Annotated in this window: 19 protein-coding genes and 4 pseudogenes; 10 read left to right on the top strand and 13 right to left on the bottom strand. The window is 54.6% G+C overall.

The features are described from left to right. On the bottom strand, positions 1–1,114 hold a 1,114-nt coding region (locus tag VF673_RS14640), incomplete at its 3' end, for an IS30 family transposase (protein ID WP_440292470.1). Between the two features lie 126 nt (positions 1,115–1,240). Between VF673_RS14640 and VF673_RS14635 the strand changes: the two are divergent. Further along, positions 1,241–2,131, top strand: a pseudogene (locus VF673_RS14635) (IS3 family transposase); the annotation flags it as partial. Between the two features lie 3 nt (positions 2,132–2,134). On the opposite strand, the gene VF673_RS14630 reads toward VF673_RS14635, so the two are convergent. Further along, positions 2,135–3,292, bottom strand: coding sequence for a tyrosine-type recombinase/integrase (locus tag VF673_RS14630; RefSeq protein WP_440292467.1), 1,158 nt, complete (start codon positions 3,290–3,292; stop codon positions 2,135–2,137). A gap of 11 nt (positions 3,293–3,303) precedes the next feature. After that, positions 3,304–3,519, bottom strand: coding sequence for a hypothetical protein (locus VF673_RS14625; protein WP_440292466.1), 216 nt, complete (start codon positions 3,517–3,519; stop codon positions 3,304–3,306). 1 nt (position 3,520) lies between these two features. Between VF673_RS14625 and VF673_RS14620 the strand changes: the two genes are divergently transcribed. Beyond that, a complete protein-coding gene (locus tag VF673_RS14620) occupies positions 3,521–3,868 on the top strand; it encodes a helix-turn-helix domain-containing protein (protein ID WP_440292465.1) in 348 nt (115 codons plus the stop codon). A 191-nt stretch (positions 3,869–4,059) separates the two neighbouring features. Here VF673_RS14620 and VF673_RS14615 read toward each other — a convergent pair. Further along, positions 4,060–4,336: pseudogene (locus VF673_RS14615) on the bottom strand (GntR family transcriptional regulator); the annotation flags it as partial. An 87-nt stretch (positions 4,337–4,423) separates the two neighbouring features. Further along, positions 4,424–5,608 (bottom strand): 4-hydroxybenzoate 3-monooxygenase, encoded by a 1,185-nt coding sequence (gene pobA, locus VF673_RS14610; protein ID WP_440292464.1) that lies wholly within the window; start codon positions 5,606–5,608, stop codon positions 4,424–4,426. A gap of 107 nt (positions 5,609–5,715) precedes the next feature. Between pobA and VF673_RS14605 the strand changes: the two genes are divergently transcribed. The 7 genes and pseudogenes from VF673_RS14605 to VF673_RS14575 all read left to right on the top strand — a co-directional run bounded on the left by VF673_RS14605 (position 5,716) and on the right by VF673_RS14575 (position 11,414). Continuing rightward, the gene (locus VF673_RS14605) at positions 5,716–6,597 is read left to right on the top strand and encodes a helix-turn-helix domain-containing protein (RefSeq protein ID WP_440292463.1); all 882 of its coding nucleotides are present in this window, start codon (positions 5,716–5,718) and stop codon (positions 6,595–6,597) included. Then, complete coding sequence (gene pcaQ, locus VF673_RS14600) at positions 6,594–7,520, top strand: pca operon transcription factor PcaQ (RefSeq protein WP_440292462.1); 927 nt, start codon at positions 6,594–6,596, stop codon at positions 7,518–7,520. The genes VF673_RS14605 and pcaQ overlap by 4 nt, the downstream gene beginning before the upstream one ends. Positions 7,521–7,605: 85 nt before the next feature. Continuing rightward, a complete protein-coding gene (gene pcaH / locus VF673_RS14595; protein WP_440292461.1) occupies positions 7,606–8,337 on the top strand; it encodes a protocatechuate 3,4-dioxygenase subunit beta in 732 nt (243 codons plus the stop codon). Further along, complete coding sequence (pcaG, locus tag VF673_RS14590; RefSeq protein ID WP_440292460.1) at positions 8,337–8,939, top strand: protocatechuate 3,4-dioxygenase subunit alpha; 603 nt, start codon at positions 8,337–8,339, stop codon at positions 8,937–8,939. The genes pcaH and pcaG overlap by 1 nt, the downstream gene beginning before the upstream one ends. A 71-nt stretch (positions 8,940–9,010) precedes the next feature. Beyond that, positions 9,011–10,331 (top strand): annotated as a pseudogene (locus VF673_RS14585) (3-carboxy-cis,cis-muconate cycloisomerase). Continuing rightward, a complete protein-coding gene (gene pcaC / locus VF673_RS14580; protein WP_440292469.1) occupies positions 10,331–10,723 on the top strand; it encodes a 4-carboxymuconolactone decarboxylase in 393 nt (130 codons plus the stop codon). The pseudogene VF673_RS14585 and the gene pcaC overlap by 1 nt, the downstream one beginning before the upstream one ends. Positions 10,724–10,931: 208 nt before the next feature. Beyond that, a complete protein-coding gene (locus VF673_RS14575) occupies positions 10,932–11,414 on the top strand; it encodes a MarR family winged helix-turn-helix transcriptional regulator (RefSeq protein WP_440292459.1) in 483 nt (160 codons plus the stop codon). 104 nt (positions 11,415–11,518) lie between these two features. On the opposite strand, the gene VF673_RS14570 is transcribed toward VF673_RS14575, so the two are convergent. After that, positions 11,519–12,127: a methyl-accepting chemotaxis protein gene (locus tag VF673_RS14570; protein ID WP_440292458.1), complete on the bottom strand. Its 609-nt coding sequence runs from the start codon at positions 12,125–12,127 to the stop codon at positions 11,519–11,521. 55 nt (positions 12,128–12,182) lie between these two features. Here VF673_RS14570 and VF673_RS14565 point away from each other — a divergent pair. Further along, positions 12,183–12,473: pseudogene (locus VF673_RS14565) on the top strand (ATP-binding protein); the annotation flags it as partial. Positions 12,474–12,545: 72 nt separating this feature from the next. Here the strand turns inward: VF673_RS14565 and VF673_RS14560 are convergent. From VF673_RS14560 to VF673_RS14530, 7 genes are all read right to left on the bottom strand, one after another. Next, positions 12,546–13,595: a Tar ligand binding domain-containing protein gene (locus VF673_RS14560; protein WP_440292468.1), complete on the bottom strand. Its 1,050-nt coding sequence runs from the start codon at positions 13,593–13,595 to the stop codon at positions 12,546–12,548. Between the two features lie 71 nt (positions 13,596–13,666). Next, the gene (locus tag VF673_RS14555; RefSeq protein WP_440292457.1) at positions 13,667–15,457 is read right to left on the bottom strand and encodes an acyl-CoA dehydrogenase; all 1,791 of its coding nucleotides are present in this window, start codon (positions 15,455–15,457) and stop codon (positions 13,667–13,669) included. 64 nt (positions 15,458–15,521) lie between these two features. Continuing rightward, entirely contained in the window at positions 15,522–16,331 is an 810-nt protein-coding gene (locus tag VF673_RS14550; RefSeq protein WP_440292456.1) for an SDR family NAD(P)-dependent oxidoreductase, read from the bottom strand. A 30-nt stretch (positions 16,332–16,361) separates the two neighbouring features. Next, on the bottom strand, positions 16,362–18,905 hold the full coding sequence (locus VF673_RS14545; protein WP_440292455.1) for an efflux RND transporter permease subunit: 2,544 nt from the start codon (positions 18,903–18,905) through the stop codon (positions 16,362–16,364). Positions 18,906–19,004: 99 nt separating this feature from the next. Then, the gene (locus VF673_RS14540) at positions 19,005–20,078 is read right to left on the bottom strand and encodes a WD40/YVTN/BNR-like repeat-containing protein (RefSeq protein WP_440292454.1); all 1,074 of its coding nucleotides are present in this window, start codon (positions 20,076–20,078) and stop codon (positions 19,005–19,007) included. Between the two features lie 69 nt (positions 20,079–20,147). Then, the gene (locus VF673_RS14535; RefSeq protein WP_440292453.1) at positions 20,148–21,515 is read right to left on the bottom strand and encodes a DUF1329 domain-containing protein; all 1,368 of its coding nucleotides are present in this window, start codon (positions 21,513–21,515) and stop codon (positions 20,148–20,150) included. 24 nt (positions 21,516–21,539) lie between these two features. Continuing rightward, a partial coding sequence (locus VF673_RS14530) for a DUF1302 domain-containing protein (protein WP_440292452.1) occupies positions 21,540–22,963 on the bottom strand: 1,424 nt, incomplete at its 5' end.

Here is a 22,963-nt window from a genome sequence, read left to right as displayed (position 1 = left end):
GTGATAAGTATCTCAACGTTTTCCGTGGGCGTTGATTCAATCGCAAGGCTATTTCATCCAGCTGCGCTTGTGTCCATCCTGATAAGTCTGTGCCCTTGGGGAAATACTGGCGCAGCAAACGGTTGGTATTCTCGTTGCTGCCTCTCTGCCAAGGACTCTGGGGGTCACAGAAGTAGACCTGAACGTCAGTGGCTACAGTAAATTTTTTGTGGCCACCTAATTCGCCGCCTCGATCCCAGGTTAACGTCTTTTTCAGAGCTGCAGGCAGTTTGTTTACCTCTCTGCAGAGAGCGGACACAACGCTCTCTGTATCTTTTCCGTTGACCTGTACGAGCATTGTGAATCGCGACTGGCGCTCCACCAGCGTGGCAATATGCGAGTTCTTAGAGCCCGAGATCAAGTCACCTTCCCAGTGGCCGGGTACTGCACGATCTTCTACTTCAGCCGGACGCTCCCGAATAGAGATGGCATCAACGATACTTGTCTTTCGCTCCGTCGCCTCTGTGGTCGAATGCTTTGACCTTCGCATCCCTCGTCGAGAACGCAGGTGCTTTACCAGCTCTTTTTTCAGCACACCTCTGGCCTGGACAAATAAGCTGCGGTAAATGGTTTCGTGGGATATCTGCATCGCTGAATCGTCCGGGAATTGGCGCTGAAGCCAACCTGATATTTGTTCAGGCGACCAGTCTAGCTGAAGCTTCTTCGCTACAACTTGCTGAAGCACTTGGTTTTCAGCCAGCAAACACTGTTTGGGCCGCTTCGCTTGATCCCATGCTCTTTTATCAGCGGTGTTTGCACGATATTTTGTGCGACCACCGTTACGACCAACCTCCCGGCTTACTGTCGAAACGGATCGGTCAATCAATTTGGCTATGTGCCGCAGCGAAAGCCCGGCAGACAATCCCCGCGAAATCTCTTCTCGCTCCGACAGAGAAAGAACGAGATCGGACCGCGTCCGATTTGGAGGCGAGATACCACCATGAATGGCTAACACGCCGCTGATGGAGCCTGCGTGTTTACCCAGCGCTCGGCCTATTTCACTCAGAGACTGTCCTTTTCGCCATCTAAGCCAGAGCTCTCGCTTTTGTGAAGCTGAGAACCCGCGCGCCTTCATCGTTGCCATGAGTGAATGCCCAGTTTTGTGATAAATGCAGTATGTTGCATTCACCGGTTGAACTCACCATGCCCAGTTTTGTGATAAATGCAGTATGTTGCATTCACCGGTTGAACTCACCACCGCTCTCTTGATGTCGGACGACTGGAAACGTACACGCTGATTGACCAGTTGAGAGAGCAAGCCCCAGTCGACATGGTGTGCGCAGCCTTTGATATTAACCGTTCGTGCTACTACGAACATCGCCAGAGAATACAGCGTGTGGATGCTGAGCGTGTGGCCCTGAGAGCCCGGGTTAACGAGATGTTCAACAAAAGCCGCAGCTCAGCAGGCAGTCGTACCATACAAGGCTTGCTGAACGACCAGGGCGTTGAGATCGGTCGCTTCAAGGTACGCCGACTGATGGGCGAGTTAGGTCTGGTCTGCAAGCAGCCAGGACCTCACACCTATAAACGCGCCACAGTGGAGCGGCTGGACATTCCGAACCGGTTGGATCGCGAGTTTGATGTGTCACAGCCTGATCAGGTCTGGTGTGGTGATATAACCTATATCTGGACTGGCCAGCGCTGGAGCTATCTGGCGGTGGTGCTGGACCTGTGTGCCCGTCGCGTGGTCGGTTGGGCGATGTCTGACACCGCAGATGCAGACTTGGTGGTTCAGGCTCTGGAGAATGCCTGGGAGCAGCGAGGACGTCCGGAGAAGGTCATGTTCCATTCTGATCAGGGGTCTCAGTATGTCAGCCGCAAGTTCCGGCAACGGCTCTGGCGCTACCGCATGATGCAGAGCATGAGCCGCCGAGGGAATTGCTGGGACAACGCGCCAATGGAGCGCCTGTTCCGGAGCCTGAAGACAGAGTGGATGCCGGCGATGGGCTATCAGAGTCTGGCGGCAGCTCGGAGGGATATCAGCAGTTATCTGATGGGGTATTACAACACTTTGCGACCGCATGCCTTCAATGGCGGAATTGCTCCGGCGCTGGCGGAAGAAAAACTTAAATCCGTGTCCGGAATCAGTTGACCACTACACTTGATCCAGCAATTGCTCAAACGCACTACCGTCCTGTCTGATCAGGTTAGGGATGTAACGTGAATACACGCGGAACAGCATGCTTGTATTCGCATGGCCCAGCTGCCTGGCAATCCACTCCGGGTTTTCTCCTGCCGCCAGCCAGAGTGTCGCAGCCGTGTGTCTGGACTGATAAGGGTTACGCTTCCCCAATCCGAGATATTCCAGCAAGGGATACCAAACGCGGCGCGTTACATTTCGGTGGTTCAGCGGCTGGCCATTCCTGGCGGTGAATACAAAGCGGTTCTTTTCATCAGACCGCTTCCACTGTTCATACAGACCATCGTAAACCACCTGCGACATAGCCAATGTCCGGTACGAACTCGCCGTTTTGGTCTTTTCAATCTGGCCACGAACCAAGGCCTGGCGAATGTGGATCTGCCGTGAGCCAAAGTCGACGTTATCCCATGTCAGGCCGTCGATTTCCCCGGTACGCATGCCAGTAAAGAACCGCACCAGGTAGTAGGAACGAAAGTCTGCGCGCACATTATCAATGATCAACCGAACCTCTTTCAGCGTGAACGGCTGGATGTCTGCTCTGGGCATCGGCAATGCCTTGATATTGCGCCACGGCGATTCATACCCGAAACGCTCAGCCGCTTCATTTAATATCATGCGCAGCGCCGTCATGATGTGGTTGACCCGTGAGGCTGAGAGCTGTTTCCCCGTCTCCGCATCTGCTTGGCACAACTGGCCACGTAAAGCCATGATGTCGCCTTTGCTGATGACACCTATGGGGTTACCCCGATAGTACGGCACCAAGTGACAACGCAGAATGCCTTCGATTGTCTCTATGTGACTGAGGCGCCATTCTGCACATTTCTCCTCCAACCACAGATTCGCAAATACCTCGAACAGCATTTTTCCGCCCACCGCCTTCTGCTGAACCAGTTGCTCAATCTGCCGGAAGTGCTCAACTTTTGGGCTCTCCGGAAAATGCTTGCCGTAATCAAAAGTACCGCGCTGAATCTCCAGCTCAAGTCTCGCCAGCACCGCTGCCAACGCCTTGCGGTTGGCAGGCGAATCACTCAATTTGGTATGTTCCCGGCAACGCACACTGCGATACCGGAAATCCAGATAAAGGCGACCATCTCGTACGTTCACGCTACCCATGGCAGCCTCCTTTATTGCAGATTCTTAATGATCTGATGCGCGGCATCGCCTTGCAGCATCGTTTCTTCGACCCGCTCCCAGATGAACAGGATTTTCCGTCCTCCAAAGGGGCGAATGTAATGAACCCCATCATGCAGAACCGCATCCTTCAGGCATTGGCGGATGGTGCGAACGTCATACTTAATCCGAGCCGACAGCTCTTCAGTAATCAGATAGGTATGTGCCATAATGCTTTCCTCGCTTTTTTCTCTTCAGAAGAATCAAATGACCTACAGGAGAAAATTTAGCACACACAAAACCTATTGCAAGCACTTATTCACTGCTGCGGGTCTTTTTGCACCAAAGAGAGGCTTTATGATCAAATGCCACCTTTCTAGAATCTTGGGCGAGCGGAAGCAAAAAATTGCTGAAGTGGCCCGTGACACAGGTATCAACCGGAATACTCTGCACCGGCTGTACAATGAAACCGCAACGCGGGTGGAGCTGGATGTAATCGACCAGCTGTGTCGGTACTTGGATATTCAGGTGGGGGAGTTGTTTGAGGTGGTGGAGCACGCTGACCAACAACCACTTTGAAACGCACCAAGGCAAGGCCGAGAAAAGTGGGACGCTTAGCTTTATAGGAGGCGCACGAGAATGTCGGTTGGCAGGTCAGAGCCAGATTTTAGGATGCCCTACAGCTAATATTGGGCGTGCGAGCCCAACGTATGTGGACGCCCCACCACCTGCGGCGCACAGCAGCTACCATGATGCAGACGCTTGGCGTCGCGCCATGCGCTCTGGCGCGCTACCAGGCCTTCGAGCACGCCGCCGCGCTCTTCTGCCGCGCCGGTGATGTCGCTGGGGCTCATCGAGCGGACTTAACCCCCCACCGCCGCATCGCACCAGCAGGCATTCCTATTCAAACATACGAAAAGCCATTCGCACCGGCCTGCGCGACATATCAAAGCCTTCTGCTGTGGCGGCTTCCATCAACTGCTCGCCAGCCGCCAACTCACTCGTGGCGATCATTTTGCGCAGCACCCTTTGACCTGGCCTGCTCATTCAGGCGACTGGCCAACACATGCATCGCCATAGCAACGCGAAAGAAGAGGGAACCCCAGGGACCTCAATCATGCCGCCACGACCTGCTTAGTCAATAGGCTCGTAAGGCAAACCCACGTAGTTCTCGGCAATGGTGGTGAGGCCTGCATCGGAGTGGACGTAGTAGTCCAGTTCACTGCTCTGGATCCGCTGACTGAAGTCGTCAGAATCAGGGAAGGTATGCAGGATGGAGGTCATCCACCAGGAAAAACGCTCGGCTTTCCATATCCGTTTTAAGCAGATTTCCGAGTAGCGTTCCAGCAGATCGGTACGCCCTTCCTGGTAGACCTTGCACATAATCCGGTACAAGGTACTGACGTCGCTGGCTGCCAGATTCAGCCCCTTGGCACCGGTCGGCGGAACAATGTGGGCTGCATCACCGACCAGGAACAAGCGACCATACTGCATGGGCTCAGCCACAAAACTGCGCAGTGGTGCGATACTTTTCTCGATTGACGGGCCGGTTACCAGTTTGGCCGCGGTATCAGCTGGCAGACGGCGCTTGAGTTCCTCCCAGAAGCGCTCATCACTCCAGTCCTCAACCTTCTCATCCAGACTGACTTGCAAATAGTAGCGGGTACGGGTGGGCGAACGCATACTGCATAGGGCAAAGCCCCGTTCATGGCTGGCATAGATCAGCTCTTCACTGACCGGTGGTGTATCCGCCAGGATGCCGAGCCAGCCGAACGGGTAGACCCGCTCGAAGGTCTTGATTGAGTCTTCTGGAATGGATTGGCGGGCCACGCCGTGGAAGCCATCACAACCGGCAATATAATCGCACTCAAGCTGTACCTGCTCACCATTATGGGTAAAGGTCAGCTTCGGGTTCTCACCCTTGAGGTCGTGCAATGCCACATCTGGCACCGTATAGAGAGTGATCTGGCCACTGGCTTCGCGGGCCTGCATCAGATCGCGGGTCACTTCTGTCTGACCGTAGACGGTCACTGTCTTGCCGCCGGTCAGCTGCTTCAGGTCGATGCGTACACGTCGCCCAGCAAAAGCCATTTCAAATCCGTCATGTACTATACCCTCCTGCTCCATCCGCTCACTCACACCGGCTTCGTGCAGCAGATCGACCATACCCTGCTCCAGCACACCGGCGCGGATACGGCTTAGTACGTAATCTGGACTCTGGCGTTCGATGATGATGTTGTCGATGCCGGCTTTGTGCAGCAACTGCCCCAGCAGCAGCCCGCTGGGGCCCGCGCCAATGATGGCTACTTGTGTTTTCATAGTGCTTGGCTCTCTTGTGCTTATGGTTGTTCTTATATATTTCGTTGTAAAGCACAGTGATAGAAGGCAATATCGGATGAGTTAATTGGACTTTCCGAGGATCCACTTTGAGTTCAGCTACGCCTGTCCCGGTATTCAAGCTGTATGGGGAAACCCTCCACTGGCCAACCCCGGATCTGCTGCATATGGAGTCCATCCCGGAGCGCAGCCAGTTGCACGACTGGCATATCCAGCCGCATCAGCATGCCGATCTGGTACAGTTGCTCTACGTGCGCCAAGGCCAGGTCGAGCTGGAAATCGAGGGTCAGCAATCCTGTTTTTCCCAACCAGTGATCCAGGTAACGCCTGCCCTGTGTGTGCATGGCTTTCGCTTTTCCAGGAATGTGGATGGCTATGTCCTGAGCCTGGCACTGCCGCTGGTCGAGGAACTGGGGCGGTTGCTCGGCGGGCGGGTCTTTAGCACTGCTAGCGCCCACTTGCTGACAATACCGGAGCGCCAGTACCTGGATAACGTACTGGATCAGTTATGGCAGGAATATAACGCCCTCAATGAGGGCCGGGACGTGATGCTGTCAGCGTCGATCCACGTGCTGTTGATCTGGCTGCACCGCCTACAACGCAAGGACACTGCCCAGACCGCCCCCCATGACCGGGGTGAGCAGCACCTGAGCGCGTTCCTGCAATTACTGGAGCAACATTACCGGGAGCACTGGTCGATCGACAGCTACGCCACTCGGTTGGGTGTCAGCGCACCTCACCTCAATGCACTGTGTCGCCGCCTCTGTCATCAATCTGCCCTGCAAATAATCAGCCAACGCCTGTTGCTCGAAGCCAAGCGCTGTCTGATCTATACCAGCATGACGGTGAGTCAGGTGGCAGATAATCTGGGCTTTTCCGAGCCGGCCTACTTTTCGCGCTTTTTCAAGCGTTACACCGGCATGCCTCCTCGGCAATTCCGCATGCATTCTGGTCAGGAAACCCACCAGTGAATCCAGACAATCGTATCAAGTTACGCCATCTGAATTGCTTTCTTGAGGTGGCCCGCCAAGGCAGTATTCAGCGCGCAGCGGATGCTCTGGCCATCAGCCAGCCAGCTGTGTCCAAGACCCTACGGGAGCTTGAGGATTCGCTAGACAGCAAGCTGTTCGAGCGTGGACGACAAGGGGTGACGCTGACCGATGCGGGTAATGCATTCCTGCATGTTGCTGGCCCGAGCATGCAGGCGTTACGGCGGGGCATCCAGAGTCTGCGGACAGATGAGTATAAGGCGGGTGAATTGCGTCTGGGCGCTCTATCCTCGGTCGAGACGCAGTTAGTGCCAAAAATGATCCACCTGCTGCATAGCCGCCACCTGGGGCTCCGGATCAGCGTGCTGGGAGGCCCAGCAGCCTACCTGCTGGGCTTGTTACGTAGTGCAGAACTGGATCTGGTGGTGGGCCGGCTGAGCGACAGCCCGCATCTGGCAGGTCTGCATTTCGAACATCTGTACGGCGACGCGCTCAAGGTGGTCGTGCACACCCAGCACCCACTGCTAGGATGCCCTCCTGAGCTTCTGCCAGGCCGATTGTCAGATTACCCCATGGTTCTGCCACTACCCGACACAACCATTCGCCAGCATGCCGACAGTCTGCTCCTGCAATCAGGGGCTGGGTTACCAGCTACTTGCCTTGAAACGTTGTCCAACACTCTGGCACGCAGCTATACCCTGTGCGCCCACGCGGTCTGGATAGCGCCCCGTGATGCCATTCATGGCGACCTGGAACAGGGCAATCTGAAGTCCCTGGAGCTTGATGGCCATACCTTGGGTGGTTCGGTTGGAGTATGTAGCAATCCAGCCACCAGCCAGTCACTGCCCGCTCAGTGGTGCCTCGACGCACTGCGGGAGCTCACGGGAAATAGCACCCCTACATAACCATCAGGTTATACATGGAGCTGATGATTTCATTAGCCAGGCATGGCTCCTCTGGTCAGAATGCCCACAAACAAGAGGAGTAACCATGTCCAGCACAGAATCAAGCCGCTTCGTCATGCGTGACCGCAACCAGCGGCATCCAAAAGCCTATTTCCCCGCTTACAAGACTTCAATTACCCGCTCACCCAGTCAGGCACTGGTGAGCATCCCCCAATCTGTTTCAGAGGTCACCGGGCCGGACTTCAGCCATCTGCAGTTTGGCAAGAACGACAATGACCTGCTGCTCAATTTCAATACCGGCGCCCTGCCCGTTGGCGAACGTATATTGATCCACGGGCGGGTCATTGACCAATATGGTAAGCCGGTACCCCATACTCTGGTGGAAATCTGGCAGGCCAACGCCGGCGGTCGCTATCGCCACAAGAACGACCAGTATCTGGCACCGCTCGATCCGAACTTTGGCGGCGTCGGACGCGCCCTTACTGACCATGATGGTTGCTACATGTTCCGCACCGTCAAGCCGGGCCCTTACCCTTGGCGCAACGGGCCGAACGACTGGAGGCCAGCGCATATCCATTTTGCCATCAGCGGCCCGGCGATCGCGACTCGTTTGGTTACCCAGCTGTATTTTGAAGGCGATCCGCTGATCCCCCTGTGCCCGATTATTCGTACGCTGGATATCGATAGCGCGCAATCGCTGGTGGCACGTCTGGATATGAGCATGGCCAACCCCATGGATGCTCTGGCCTATCGTTTTGACATAGTGCTGCGCGGCCAGCGTCAGACCCACTTTGAGAATCGCCAGGAGCCAGGCTGATGAATCAGGAACTATTGGCAGAAACCCCGTCCCAGACCGCAGGGCCCTATGTACATATTGGTCTGGCGCTGGCGGCAGCGGGCAATCCCGAGCGCGATCTGGAAATCGGCAATCGTCTGGTCAGCGAAGCCGCATCCGGCAAGCATATTCGCCTGGTTGGCCAGGTATTCGATGGTAATGGTCATCTGATCCGCGATGCCTATCTGGAGTTTTGGCAGGCCGACAGCAACGGCAATTACCACAGCGACTATCGTGTGGAGAATGATTTCAACAGCTTCGGTCGCTCGGCCACAGTTTTTCAGTCCGGTGAGTGGGAGCTATTCACGGTCAAACCAGGCCAGGTAAATAATGCCGCGGGTGTACCCATGGCGCCCCATATCAACGTGCTGCTGTTTGCCAGGGGGATCAATATTCACCTGCAAACACGCATCTACTTCAGTGACGAAGCTGAAATCAATGCCGAGGATCCAGTACTGAAGCTGATCGAGCAGCCGGAGCGCCGTCTCACGCTGGTTGCGCAGCGCTGTGAGGATAGCGAAACAACCTATCGTTTCAATATCCGCGTACAGGGCGAGCAGGAAACCGTCTTTTTTGACTATTGATAGCAGGAGAACACGCTGTGGACGATAAGCCAGTCAGCCAGCTGCACGAACCATACTTTGGCTTCCGCCACATGCGTGCGGTATTTTCTGACCGGCAACGGGTGCAGGGTATGCTGGATTTCGAAGCTGCCCTGGCCCGCGCCCAAATGCGGGTGGGTCTGGTACCAGAGACAGCGGCCGAAACCATAGCTAGTCACTGTCAGGCCCAGGCCTTCAACCTTGATGAGCTGGCCGAAGCCATCATCCTGGCTGGCAACCCAGCCATCCCCTTGATCAAACAACTAGGCCAACATATCGCTCAGGAAGATCCAGAGACAGAACGCTATCTGCACCTGGGCGCCACCAGTCAGGATGTCATGGACACCGGGCTGGTACTACAATTGCGACAAGCAATCCGGCTGTTGGAACAGCAGCTATCCACAGTGGCCAACGCTCTGGCACGAACAGCGCAGGAGCACGCTAATACGTTCATGGTCGGTAGAACCTGGCTGCAGCACGCCACTCCCGTCACTCTGGGCATGAAAGCAGCAGGCTGGCTGGGTGCGATAACCCGCCACCGTCAGCGACTGGCGCAGCTCAAGAGCCGTCTGCTGTGCCTGCAACTCGGTGGTGCTTCCGGCCACTCTGGCCGCACTGGGTGACGCCGCCTGGCCAACCTCCCAGGCGCTGGCCGAAGAGCTGCAACTGGCGCTCCCCGAGCAACCCTGGCATACCCAGCGTGACCGTCTGACGGAACTGGCCAGCTGGCTGGGCAGTCTGACAGGCAGCCTCGGCAAGCTCGGTCGAGACATCAGCCTGCTGATGCAGACCGAGGTAGCCGAGTTGTTCGAACCCAGCGCACCGGGTAAGGGTGGCTCCTCGACCATGCCACACAAGCGCAACCCGGTAGGAGCGGCAGTACTGATCAGCGCCGCCACCCGGGCACCCGGTCTGGTCGCCACGCTGTTGTCAGCCATGCCCCAGGAGCATGAACGCAGCCTGGGATTGTGGCACGCCGAGTGGGACACCCTGCCGGAACTCTGCTGCCTGACATCCGGAGCCCTGCACCAGGTCAGCCAACTGGTCGACGGGCTGGAAGTGGATCCCCAGCGCATGGCCAGCAACCTTGAACTGACGCTTGGCCTGATCCTGGCCGAGCCCGTCAGTGTGGCACTAGCCCCCCACCTTGGCCGCCATCGTGCCCATGAGTTGCTGGAACAATGTTGTCGTCAGGCCGCCGAGTCAGGCCAGCATCTGCGACTAATGCTGATAGCCCAGCCAGAAGTGATTCGACACCTGTCCATCGCCAATATTGATAACCTGTTGGATCCAGCCAACTACACCGGGCAAGCCCGTCGCTGGGTTGAACAGGCCTGCCATGAACACAGCCTATTTGAAGGAGGAGTAGAATGATGGATGAGAAACAGCGTTATGCCGAAGGTATGCAGGTTCGCCGTGCGGTACTGGGTGACACCCATGTGGATCGAAGTCTGGCCAGCCTGACCCCCTTCAACGAAGAGTTTCAGGAAATGATCACCCGCCATGCCTGGGGGGATATCTGGACACGCCCCGGGTTACCCCGGCACACCCGTAGTCTGATCACCATCGCTATGCTGATCGGAATGAACCATGCTGAAGAGTTGCAGATGCACCTCAAGGCTGCACGCAACAATGGGGTGACACGGGATGAAATCAAGGAATTACTGATGCACAGTGCTATCTACTGCGGTATCCCGGCAGCCAATGCAGCCTTCCATCTGGCCGCGTCGGTCTGGGACGAGATCGGGGTGGAGTCGCTGAGCTAGATAGCGCTTAAAACTGGAGCACAGCTGCTTCTGAAAACCCGTCATGGGACTAGTATTTTTATTGTTGAGCGATACCATAACCCCCGAATGCGCCAGACACTGAAAGCGCAGGATATGCAACCATGACGGTTTTCAGGTCACAGGTGAAGACAGGGTATAAGCCGGAACATGCAGCACTTTCTACACTCCCCAAGGCAAAAACAACTTCATGCCCAAGCTAGAAAAAACGCCTTCTTTGGAACTACCAGACTCTGATTCTGCTCCCCAGCAAGCCGATTACCTCGACTCTCTGGTGGGCTATGCGATGCGACGCGCCCAGCTGAAGCTGTTTCAGCATACTGTAAATAAACTGGCAGATTATGATCTGCGTCCCGCGCAGTTTTCCGCCATGGCCATCATCGACCAGAACCCCGGCCTGATGCAGGCGGATCTTGCTCGTGCCCTCGCCATCGAACCGCCACAATTGGTGCCGCTACTGAACAAGTTGGAATCCCGCGCTCTGGCGGTACGGGTACGCTGCAAGCCAGACAAGCGCTCCTACGGTATATTTCTGAGCAAGCAGGGGGAGCAGCTGTTGAAAGAGTTGAGGCAGAAGGCGCTTGAGGGTGACATCGAGTCTACCAGTGCCCTGGACGACGAAGAGCGCGCTACGCTGCTCAGACTGTTGCACAAGCTCTACCATGAGCGCTGATATCAATATCACATAGCGTAACAATCGCGCTGCGGCTACCTACTTCTTGCCTGCTCCATGCTGCCTGGCTTGGCTTGGCAGACACAACGCAAGTGCATAATCTTTCATACTTTGAAACGCCCTACACTCTCACGTAGTGCATTAGCCGCATCCTCCAGATCGCGTGACACATTTGCCGTGCGTTCCCCGATAACACAGGAAGCGTCACTGGCGTGTGCAATGGCTTCAACATGCTGGGAAATATCCTTGGCTGCTTGCCCCTGCTCACTCAGTGCTGTTGAGACATCGGCCACCGAGACAGTTGCCTGGCGTACGCTATCGCGGATTTGACCAATCCGCGCAGCAGCCTGTTCGGATAATGCCTGGCCTCTTTGCGCCCGTACCACAACAGCTTCCACAGAATTGACCGTGCTATCAGTTGAGCTCTGCATGGTTGCAACGGTCTGGCTGATGTCTTGCACTGAACTGGTGGTTCGCTCAGCAAGTTTGCGCACCTCGTCAGCAACCACTGCGAACCCCCTCCCCTGCGCCCCTGCCCTTGCTGCCTCAATAGCCGCATTGAGCGCCAGCAGGTTCGTCTGCTCCGCAACTTCCTTGATTACTTCAACCACCTTTGATATACGCGCCGATTCACGTCCCAGATCACCAACAGCCTGCCCAGCCTGGGTAATCTCCTGCGCGATAAGCTCCATCGCACCGGCGGTTTGAGCCACGTTTTCAGCTCCCTCCTCAGCCGCAGTACTGGCATCTAGAGAGCGCGCAGACGCTTCCCAGCTACTGAAAACCGACCTGTTAATCCTGGATGACTGGGGCATGCAGAAGGTGACCGCGCAGCAGCGACAGGACCTGATGGAGGTCATCGAAGACCGGCATGGCCGGGGCTCAACTCTGATAGCCAGTCAGCTGCCGACCGAGCACTGGCATGACTACATCGGCTCCGCCACGCTGGCCGACGCCATCCTGGACCGGCTCCTCCACGGTGCCCACCGACTCAATCTGAAGGGGGAATCACTGAGAAAAACCAGGGCTGAAACACCGGCGGCAGTTGACCTATCGTGACCGCTTAAAGTACAAAACCCACTCCAGCGCGATGGCCGTGTGCAAACCGGTCACGATGCCCGGAATGACCGGTCACGCTCGCCGGAATACGCAGTTGTTGGCAATACGGCCAATACTTGCCACCAACTGCTCGGAAACGACGGACATTGCACTAGCCGATTCCCTTTGCTTGCTGGCTGATTCCGAGACTTCGCGAGAGACCGACAAGACCTGATCAGCAGCATTATTCACTGTTTCTGTAGAAGTCACTACTGCCTGAAGCGATCCCTGGACGTTCTCAAGTAGCAGGTTGAAAGCCGTAACCGTCTGGGCCAATTCGTCTCGCCCACCGAGTTCTGCCCGTAGCGTAAAATCATTACTGTCGGAGACTCGGGCAATCGCAGTGCGGATAGCCAATAACGATGTAATGATGCTGCGTGCGACGAGCATGCCAAGAGCGCAAACGATCAACAATGCCACGCTGATGATCACCAGCATAAGCGCTCTGGTTCGCGTGACCATCACTTCGCCTGCCTGCTGCGCAGCTTGGGCCGAGTCGATATTGAGGGTACTCAGTTCTTTAAGAAGCGGAGTGAGCTGATCCACCACGGCACTCCACTGAACAGTATTGGATGCGAATACTGAATAGTCGCTGATCAGAAATTCCCAGTCGGTTACCCGGGTCAATGCTTTGGTCAGCTCCATCTGCCGAGCATCGATACTCAAATAATCCTGCCAGACAGGACTCACCTGCGCCCACAGTTCCTGCTCCTCATCACTCTTCGGAAGCGCATCATAAGCTGCAAATGCGCTCTCACCTTCTGTATTGGCCTGCTCAGCAAGCGCAAGCGTTTCGCCGAACAGCCAACGAACCTCAGTGATGAGGTCATCCTTAACTGGGACATCATTGTACTGGTCTGGTCGAAAAGCCAGCGCATCCTGCATCGCCTTGGCTGACTCGAGACGAGCAGTATGCATGCTCGTCAAGGCAGTGACCGCCGGTAACCTGCGGTCACCGATGATATCAAGCGCCTCGCTGAGCGTCTGGATGCTCCACCAACCACAAACAGCCACCATCACCAGTGCTGCCGCCGAACAGCAGACCAGGAAATAAAGTTTCAAACGAACTGACAGATGCTTCATCAATGTATTTCCTTCCTGGATATCAGCGATTCCACACTAGATATGCAGCCTTCGACTCGTTCACGATATATTCAAAAAGCGGCATCTTCATCCATTGCCACTACCATTCCACCACCGGCTACAACAGTGTGTGCCAGCCCCGGCGCCTGAGACAAAGTGTGCATTGCATAGAAGTTGGCACTCGCGAGCTTGGCATTCAGGAAGGCTGCATTACCGGCACCGCGCTTCAGTAGCCGCTGTGCCGCCAAGGCAGCGCGCGCCATCTGCCAACCGCCAGCGACTATGCCTGCCAAGCGCAGAAAGGGAGTAGCGACGGCAAGAACTTCCAACTCGCGGGTTGGATAAATATCCACAACCCAATTGGAGGCCTGCTCCAGGGAGTCGATGCCGGTGCGGAGCATTTGCTCAACCCCATCCAGTTCGCCATTACCCACCGTGGCAAGCTTCTGAAGAGTCGTTCTCATCTCGGATATCCAGGCATGCAAAGCACTGCCCCCGTCACGTACGACTTTCCTGAAGACGAAGTCATTGGCCTGGATGCCAGTCGTCCCTTCATATATCGGGCAGATCAAAACATCCCGTAGCGGTTGCGAGGCGCCACTTTCATTGATGTAACCCACACCGCCATGGATCTGCATCGAAAGCCGAGTAACCTCCACAGCGGTCTCGGTTGCCCATCCTTTGAAGACAGGTATCATGAGTTCCACAAAAGCCTGACGCTCGCGCCGAACCTCCTTGTCCGGATGCCCTTCGGACAGATCGTGAGCACTGGCAATCAAGTAAGCCAGAGCACGCATTGCCTCAGTCTGACTGCGCATCGACAGCAGCATACGGCGCACGTCCGGGTGTCTGATGATAGGCCCCGGCTCTATATCCCCTGGTGCCCTTCCCTGCACACGTTCCCGAGCATAGGCCAGCGCCTGCTGGTACGCCCGCTCACTCAACGCAACGCCTTCCAGACCCACATTGAAACGCGCCGCATTCATCATGACAAACATATGCTGGAGGCCCTTGTTTTCTGCACCTACCAACCAGCCAACTGCGCCGTCGCCTGCTTCTCCATAGATGAGAGTGCAAGTAGGACTTCCATGGTTTCCAAGCTTGTGCTCAATACCTGCACAGACAACATCATTGCGCAGTGCTGGGCTGCCAGACAGAAACTTCGGCACCAGGAACAATGAAATACCCTTGGATCCCTCGGGCGCCTCAGGTGTGCGCGCAAGAACGAGGTGCACGATATTTTCGGTCAGATCATGCTCTCCAAAACTGATGAAAATCTTCTGTCCGAACAAACGATAGCTACCGTCTGGCTGTGGCAGCGCTCGTGCACGCAGCGCTCCCACATCTGAACCGGCCTGGGGCTCAGTGAGATTCATGGTCGCCGACCATTTTCCATTCACGAGGTTTGGCACGTACATGGCCTTCAACGACTCATCGGCTGCATGCATCAAGGCCTCGATAGCAGTCGAGGTAAGTTCTGGTAGCATGCAGAATGCCTTGTTGGCCGCAACAAAGGTCTCACGTACTGCAGTGCACAACAACATTGGCAGCCCCTGCCCACCATACTCGGCAGGCAAAGCCAGCTTGTTCCACTCTGCCTCGATAAACTGCTGGTAGGCCTGACCATAGCCGTCCGGCGTTTTTACTCCCTGAGGGCTCCATTGCAGCCCCTGCTGATCGCCAACCGTATTCAGCGGGGCCAGCACTTCTTCAGCGAAGCGCGCCGCCTCTAACAGAACCGCATCGGTCAACCCCGGGTCAGCCAGTGAAACAGCATCTGGAACTTGAACAACGCGTTCGATATCCGCCAGTTCATTGAGAACAAAGCGAATTTCTTCTAATGGGGCAGTGTAGGTACTCAAGACATAACTCCTGTTAGCACTTTATTCTCATGATGATGTCGGCCGAGTTAGCAGACGACACTCTTCACAGACCGAGCTTGCGTCGTACAAGCTTGCCGTAACTATCTGGAAACAAGCGGGAAACGCGATGAAGTGCGCGTGCACCATTGCCTACCAGAAGCCGCTTATCGCCACGAGTTAAGCCTGCTAGTATCTCGCGAGCACACACATCCGGTGGCGTGATCATCTGCCGTACATTGGCTTCAGCCACACGCTGCTCAAATTCACCACTATGATAGATTTCGGATGCATTGCTGATATTGGTTTTGATGCCGCCGGGATGCACCAGCACCGCACGCACGCCAGTGCCGTCCAGCTCCTGCCACAGCGTTTCGGTCAGGCCCCGCACTCCGAACTTGGAAATTGTGTAGGCCACCGAGCAAGGGGTGGCGACAAGCCCGAACACACTTGAAATATTTACAATGCAACCCTCCCCCTGCTCAAGCATGATCGGCAGGAAGGCCTTGGTACCGTAAATTACTCCCCAGAGATTGATTGCCAGAACCCTCTCAATCTCTTCCAGCGTCACATTTTCCACAGTTGCCAGAACCGACGTACCAGCATTGTTCACGATGAAGTGCACAACCCCGAAATCACGCCGCACCTTCTCAGCAAAATCAAATACCGCCTCACGCGAGGAGACGTCGAGGCTGTAGCTCCGCGCCTCGACACTGGTAGGTAGGAGCGCCATGGTTTGCGCTAAGGCCTCCTCGTTGATATCCGACAATGCCAGGCGGGCACCATGCGCAGCCAACTCAATAGCAAGGGCTTGGCCGATACCGGAACCAGCACCAGTAATGGCGGCGGTCATGTTTTTGAAAATATTTTTTTTCATCATTTATATCTGTCTTATCGAAATGGAAAGTTACCCTGATATACCCGACACTTGCGGCTCTACCGTTGAATCGGAGGCTCTTATGGTGTCGGATTGCTGGGACTTTTTATTTGCAGACTTGCCCACTGGTCGCTCACCATCCTGAATAGGCACCCGTAAATCACTGCCTATGTCTGGCAATAGAAAGTGTGACAAGGCGGGAATAAGAATCAGCGCTCCGACCATATTCCAGACAAACATGAAGGTCAGAAGGATCCCCATGTCGGCTTGGAATTTGATTGGCGAAAAGACCCAAGTGATTACACCTGCTGCAAGCGTGACACCGATCAAGGCAACGACCTTGCCAGTGAGTTGAATTGCTCGTCTGTAAGCTTCAGTCAGTGGCACCCCTTGCTTCTGATGGGCCAACTGCACAGATATCAAGTAGAGTGCGTAATCGACACCGATACCGACCCCCAATGCGATCACTGGAAGAGTTGCCACTTTTACGCCTATTCCGAGGAAGACCATGAGCGCTTCACACAGCACGGAGGTCACCATCAACGGAACAACCGCCACAACCACTGCTCGCCAATTTCGGAAGGTAATGAAACAAAATAGACCCACACCGGCATAAACCATAAACATGATCTGGTACCAGGTCTTGCTGACCACGATGTTGGTCGCCGCTTCCACACCGGCATTTCCCGCAGCGAGCAGAAACTGCAGATCCTCCCGACTATGTTGCTCGGCAAATGCAGCGGCAGTTTCAACCACACGATCAAGTGTTGCCGCTTTGTGGTCGGCAAGGTAAGCGATGACAGGCATTACCGAACAATCGCTATTGAACAAAGCCGGATTATTCACTGCTGCCTGCTGAGCACCATAATTGAGAACGTCCTGATTACGGTTGATAGTCAGCCACTTCAGATTGCCTTCATAAGAACCTGCCGTGACCTGTCGTACCGCGTCAACCAATGAGGTCGTTGTTTGTACCCCTGGTAGCTGCCGTAACTGCCAAGACAATCGGTCAGCTTCCACCAGACTCTCGTATTCAAGGCAGCCTTCGGCAGGTGTTTTCACTATCACCGCAAACAGGTCGCTCGAAAGAGCGTAGTTGGCCGTCACATAAGCGTTATCACGATTGTACTGTGAGTCAGGGCGCAATTCCGGTGCACCAGCATCCAGATCACCAATCTGCAAGTCCCGGCTGATCCACAAACCCATAACAGTCAACGACACCGCGACAACAATAGCTGCTGTTGCCCAACGGCGTTCAGTGAAACGGTTGAGCAGGATCCAAAGCTTCCATCCCCGGTTGGCGGAAGCGTCTTCCATCGCCTTCAGGCTTCGTGCGGCGGCCTTGGGACTGACCCCGATAAAGGAAAGCAACACGGGTAACAGCAGCAGGTTGGTAATAATCAGCACGGCGATACCGACAGTCGCGGTCAAAGCCAGGTCCCTGATCACCGGAATATCGATCACCATCAAAACAGCGAAACCGACGGCGTCCGACAGCAATGCTGTCAGCCCCGCAAGGAACAGACGGCGGAAGGTATAACGAGCAGCGACCAGCTTGTGCGTGCCGCGTCCAACATCCTGTAAGATCCCGTTCATCTTCTGCGCGCCATGGCTGATCGCAATGGCAAAGATCAGAAATGGCACCAGCACCGTATAGGGGTCCAGCTCGAAACCAAGTTGCCGGATGATACCAAGTTGCCATATTACCGCTGTAATTGAACAGACAAGCACCATGAGCGTACTTCTAACACATCGGTTATAAGCGTAAATCAGGCCTGCTACGATGATAGCTGCCACGAGGAAGAAGCTCATGATCGAGGTCAGACCGTCAAGCAGGTCACCAACAAGTTTCGCAAAACCTATGATGTGAATCCTGACCCTGATCTCCTCACCCGGATGTATCTGTTCGAATTTTGTGCGTATATTCTCCTCAAGCACTCGGGACAGCTCCGAATAATCGAGTCGCTCACCGGTTTGTGGATTCCTCTCGATGAGCGGCACGAAGATCATGCTTGATTTGAAATTATTGGCAACCAGCTGACCTACGATCCCGGATCGTGCAATATTCAGTTTCAGTTCGTCGACAGACTGCACCGAACCATCGTAAGCATCGGGCATCACCGGTCCGCCGCTGAAACCCTCCTCGGTAACCTCCGTCCAACGCACGGCAGGCGTCCACAGGGATTTCATCCAGGCTCGGTCAACCCCAGGCGTCAGAAACAGCTCATCGTTGACCTGCCGAAGCAGCTCGAGATATTCGGGATCAAAGATATCGCCATCGACATTCTCGACCACCACCCGAATGGCATTGCCCAAGCCCCGAAGCTCGTCCTGATTCTCGAGGTAATTCTGGATGTATGGGTGCCCCTGAGGAAGCATCTTCTCGAATCCGGCATTGACCTCAAGCTTCAGCGCCTGCAACCCGAGGAGCACAGTAAGTACAGCGCAGAACGCCACCATTAGCAGACGGTGATTGAAGATCAGCCTTTCTAGCCAATTACCGGATCTGTGATCAAATTTTTTGATGTCGCTAAATACCGGCATCGCATCTACCCGGTTACTACCAGCGGCCATTTTGCCTCTCCTCGTTTTATTATCGTTGCGCATCTGCTACCAGCTTCTTCTGGCACCTTCGATAGTAGATATAACTGGCTCAGTTCAATGCACTGACCATCAGCGCAGGGGTTCAATTCGTACGCCCTGCGTACCAACTACCGCGATATGGCTCGCACCAACCTGGGATACATCAGCGAAGGGCATGGCCTGCACAGCAGTCAGGCTCTCAAACGTAAGACCATGATTGGTACTGAGCAGCGCCTGGCCGCCCTGGCTTACAACGACAACCCTCCCATCGTTCAGAACCGTTGCGCCAGAAAGTCCGGAATGCACACCTGTTTCGAGCTTGTGCCAAGTCATACCCTCATCCATGGTGCGGTAAGCATTACCGCGCATACCCAAGACCAGCGTACTGTTTGGTGTAACAGCCAAGGAAAAGAAGCTTCCCGAATAAGGCGTGTTCTTTGCGATAAAACGCTGAGTCACTTTATCCAGACTGAGGAATAGGCCCCTTTCTCCAACAATGTATACTTGATCACCATCACCACTGATGGCATTGAAGTGAAGGTAATATGGATTGTCAGTTCGGTCGAACCACGGCTGCCAATTCTGGCCGCCATCCTCAGTATAAAAAATGAGGTTATATGCACCAACGGCATATCCCGTTTGAGCATCACTGAACCAGACATCGAGAAATGGCTTATCTGGACCTGAGTCGCGGTAATATATTGCCTCGGCTAACAGGCGCTGCATGCGCTCTACATCATTTCCATCAGCCACTTTTTGGGTAAGATCATCCACCAACAACGTATTGGCCTGGCGACCATCAAGTTGCTTGCTCCAGCTCACACCGCTGTCACGGCTGTGTAGAATCACTCCGTCGTGTCCCACCGCCCAACCGGTAGTGGCATCAACAAAACATACCGCAGTCAGATCCGTGCTCACCGGCACCGTGGCCTGCTTCCAGCTACCACCCTGGTCATCTGAATAAATAATGTGCCCCCGCTGCCCAACCGCAACGAGTCGATTACCTGCCTCGGTTACCGACAACAACAGATTCTGACTGGCCAGCTCACTGGGAAAGGCCGCTTGGTCAAGAGGATCATTGAAGCCTGCTGCATAGCTGAAACTCGGCGTCACAAGCACCGCCAAGGCAAGTACGGCCCAACTGAGAGATTTAGATATATACATGGGGATACACCTGAAGTAACGGGTGCCGAGCCACGGACTCGCTGAACTCGGCACCTTACGATCAACCGCTTACCTGATACCCGAGCCGGCCAGCGCATCAGCGGACCACTCACTATCAGGCAAGGCATCAACGTGCTTGTTGCCACCATAGTTGCCGACGTTCACGCCAACCATGTTCCACGATCCAGCGATAAAGTCGTAAAACACTTGAGTATTGGCTTGAGGCGCTGGCACAACATAGGATGGAGCCATGGAAGCGAAGCCCGAACGGTATAACTGGTCACGGCCATCATATTGATCCGAGGCCAACGCTACCCAGCTATCCTCATCCAGATAGAACACACGCTTGCTATAGATATGCCGCTTGCCCGGTTTGAGAGTCGCCTCGACAACCCATACACGGTGTAACTCCCAACGAACCAGATCCGGGTTGAGATGATCAGGCGTCGTCACCTCATCTGCATTCTTCCAGTAGACCAGTTTGTAAGTGTTATACGGAATGATGATTTCTTTCTTGCCAATCAATTTGAAGTCAAATCGATCCATCGCTCCGTTGAATATCCAGGAATCATCGTAAGTGGTCATACCAGCCGAACCCGGATTTGGTGTGTCATATGAAACGTCAGGGGCAAGCTTGACCCGTCTTTGCCCAGGCAAGTATTGCCAAGCCCGACGGGGATTTTCCACCTCGTCGATACTATTTATTGTCAATACCGCTTCGCCTGCGCGCCGCGCTGGGGCCGTGTAGTTTATTTTGATTCTTTTATATATATCCGCTCCAGATAACATACCGCTTCTGGCTGGATCGTAGATGGGAAACTCTTGTAATATTTCACCAGTCGTTGACAGAGTTGCTCTGCCATTGGAGTTCACATTTACTGTATCGAATTTTCCCTTGATGGCATGTCCAGAGAAGCTGAGCAGATGGTTCCACATTGCTTCATTACCAGTCGATGGGATCGGAAATGGAAACCCCGCATAGAGGTTTTTCAAACCCAAACCACCATTGGTTGTTTCTGCGCTAGTCGCATTCTTTACCGTGTTTTCTAATACATATTCCGGAAATGCAACCGAACGATGGGTAGGATACAAATCCACACGGTATGAATTAGGGTAACGCTTCAACAACTCGCTTGTCCCAGCAGTCAACTGAGAAGCATATTGCGCCATGTTTGCAGAGGTGATCGATAAAACTGGGCTTTCATCAGCAAAGGGGCTCGGTAGAATTCCGCTACCCGTTTGGTAGTCTGCCGGGGGAGTTGTAACCCCACCGGTATACTCAGGAATGGAACCGTCTGCGTTTCCTGCTTTTTCTGCGCCGACCAGAGTCAGTGTGGTGCCCAACTGCTCTGCTTCTTCGGCGGTAACGGCCGCTTGCACAGTGGCGGAAATGGCTATAGCCAAGGCACTCGCGATAAAGGCTTTTATAAAGCTCATTCTATGTTCCTCTTGGTATTGTTCTTAGAATGCGGTGGTAAACGTGAAGGAAACGAACCCCCGATCCTTCAGCAAAGCGTTGATTCCACTGGCTGTTTCAACTGCTCCATCCCTGGTACGATACGGGCCGAAGAAGTCGACATATTTCAAGTCGAATTGGTATTTCTGATGGACGTCCGCCCCTATACCAACCGAATAAGAGCCTGCATCTTCATTTCCTCCCGCAGAAACCGCTGAATTACCACTCAGACCAACGCTGACGTTAAGCGGCATTGTCAGGTCTACCCCCGGATATACCTGGTACCAGGTTGGGGTAAACTGAACTCCCAATCCGAAGAAGTCCTTTGTAGTTTTATCAATCCCGGTATAACTGCTGCGTCCTTTGAACAGGTCTCTTCCTTGCGATACGTTATCCCATCTATTCCACTGCAACTCAGCCAACCAGCTTGCCGCATCGAATAACGGAGTTCGTGAAACACTCCCCAGCAGGTTGAAGACCCCATGCCAGGTGTCACCAACAGCACCATAGGTATTTCCGCTAGACGGTAACCCGGGGAGTACCACCAGATCGCTTTCCAAAGGCATGTCTTTACGGTAGCTGAGCTCAGCGCCGACACTGATGCCGGCAATATTTTTCGCGAGACTAACACCGTAAATCTTGATGTCACCCGGATATACCATGTGATATTGGAAAGTGCTGAGATCCAGGTGCATTTGTGGCTGGATACTTGCGGTCCGACGATGATAGAGACCGAGCGTGCCATCCAGCCAATCTGGACTCCAGCGCGCCGATACCCCCCAGTCTCCACGCTTGTCCGGCGTCACATCCGAACCACGCAGTGCCCGACCTGGCCCAAACGGCAATATCAGGGATTCACCACCGTCGAGCATCATGTCGACAAAACCGAGGAAAGATCCCGACTCAGGTAGGCGGTATGGCTTCCAATCAAGAAAATACTGCGCTGCCAACGACAGATCAGGGGTAGCCTGCAATTGGGCTGAAATTGCATTGCGCGGTAGCATCAGCTCTTGGGCGCGAGTACCGGGAACAGAAAGTGCCTTACGTACGTCCACTGGCGCCTGCCCATAGTTCACACCATGGAAAGGTGTCAACAGAGCTTCGCCCCACATCACGGTATGCCGGCCCGCTCTCATATTAAGTGGCATACTGCCCACGTCGAACCGACCAAAGACGAACGCATCAAGGATTTCACCGGAAGGCCCCCGGTGAAATCGCTTGGCGGTACTCCCCAGGCCCAGAGCCGGAGCACCGTCGCTCATATGATTTGAACTTGCAACGTTATCGTTATCAAGTCGCCGATAGGCATCGTCATACCAGCCAGCACCACTTACGCGAAAGCCAAATCGACGTTTATAAACAACATCCAACTCCGAAAGAATATCGACACGGTTGGATACTGTACCTTTATCAAAATTCCGGTTCCCAT

This window comes from Halopseudomonas sp. Lyrl_26 (assembly GCF_051948695.1).
GTDB lineage: Bacteria > Pseudomonadota > Gammaproteobacteria > Pseudomonadales > Pseudomonadaceae > Halopseudomonas > Halopseudomonas formosensis.
The sequence above is the reverse complement of the archived record's forward strand: the minus strand, read 5'-3'. Positions and strand labels throughout refer to the sequence as shown.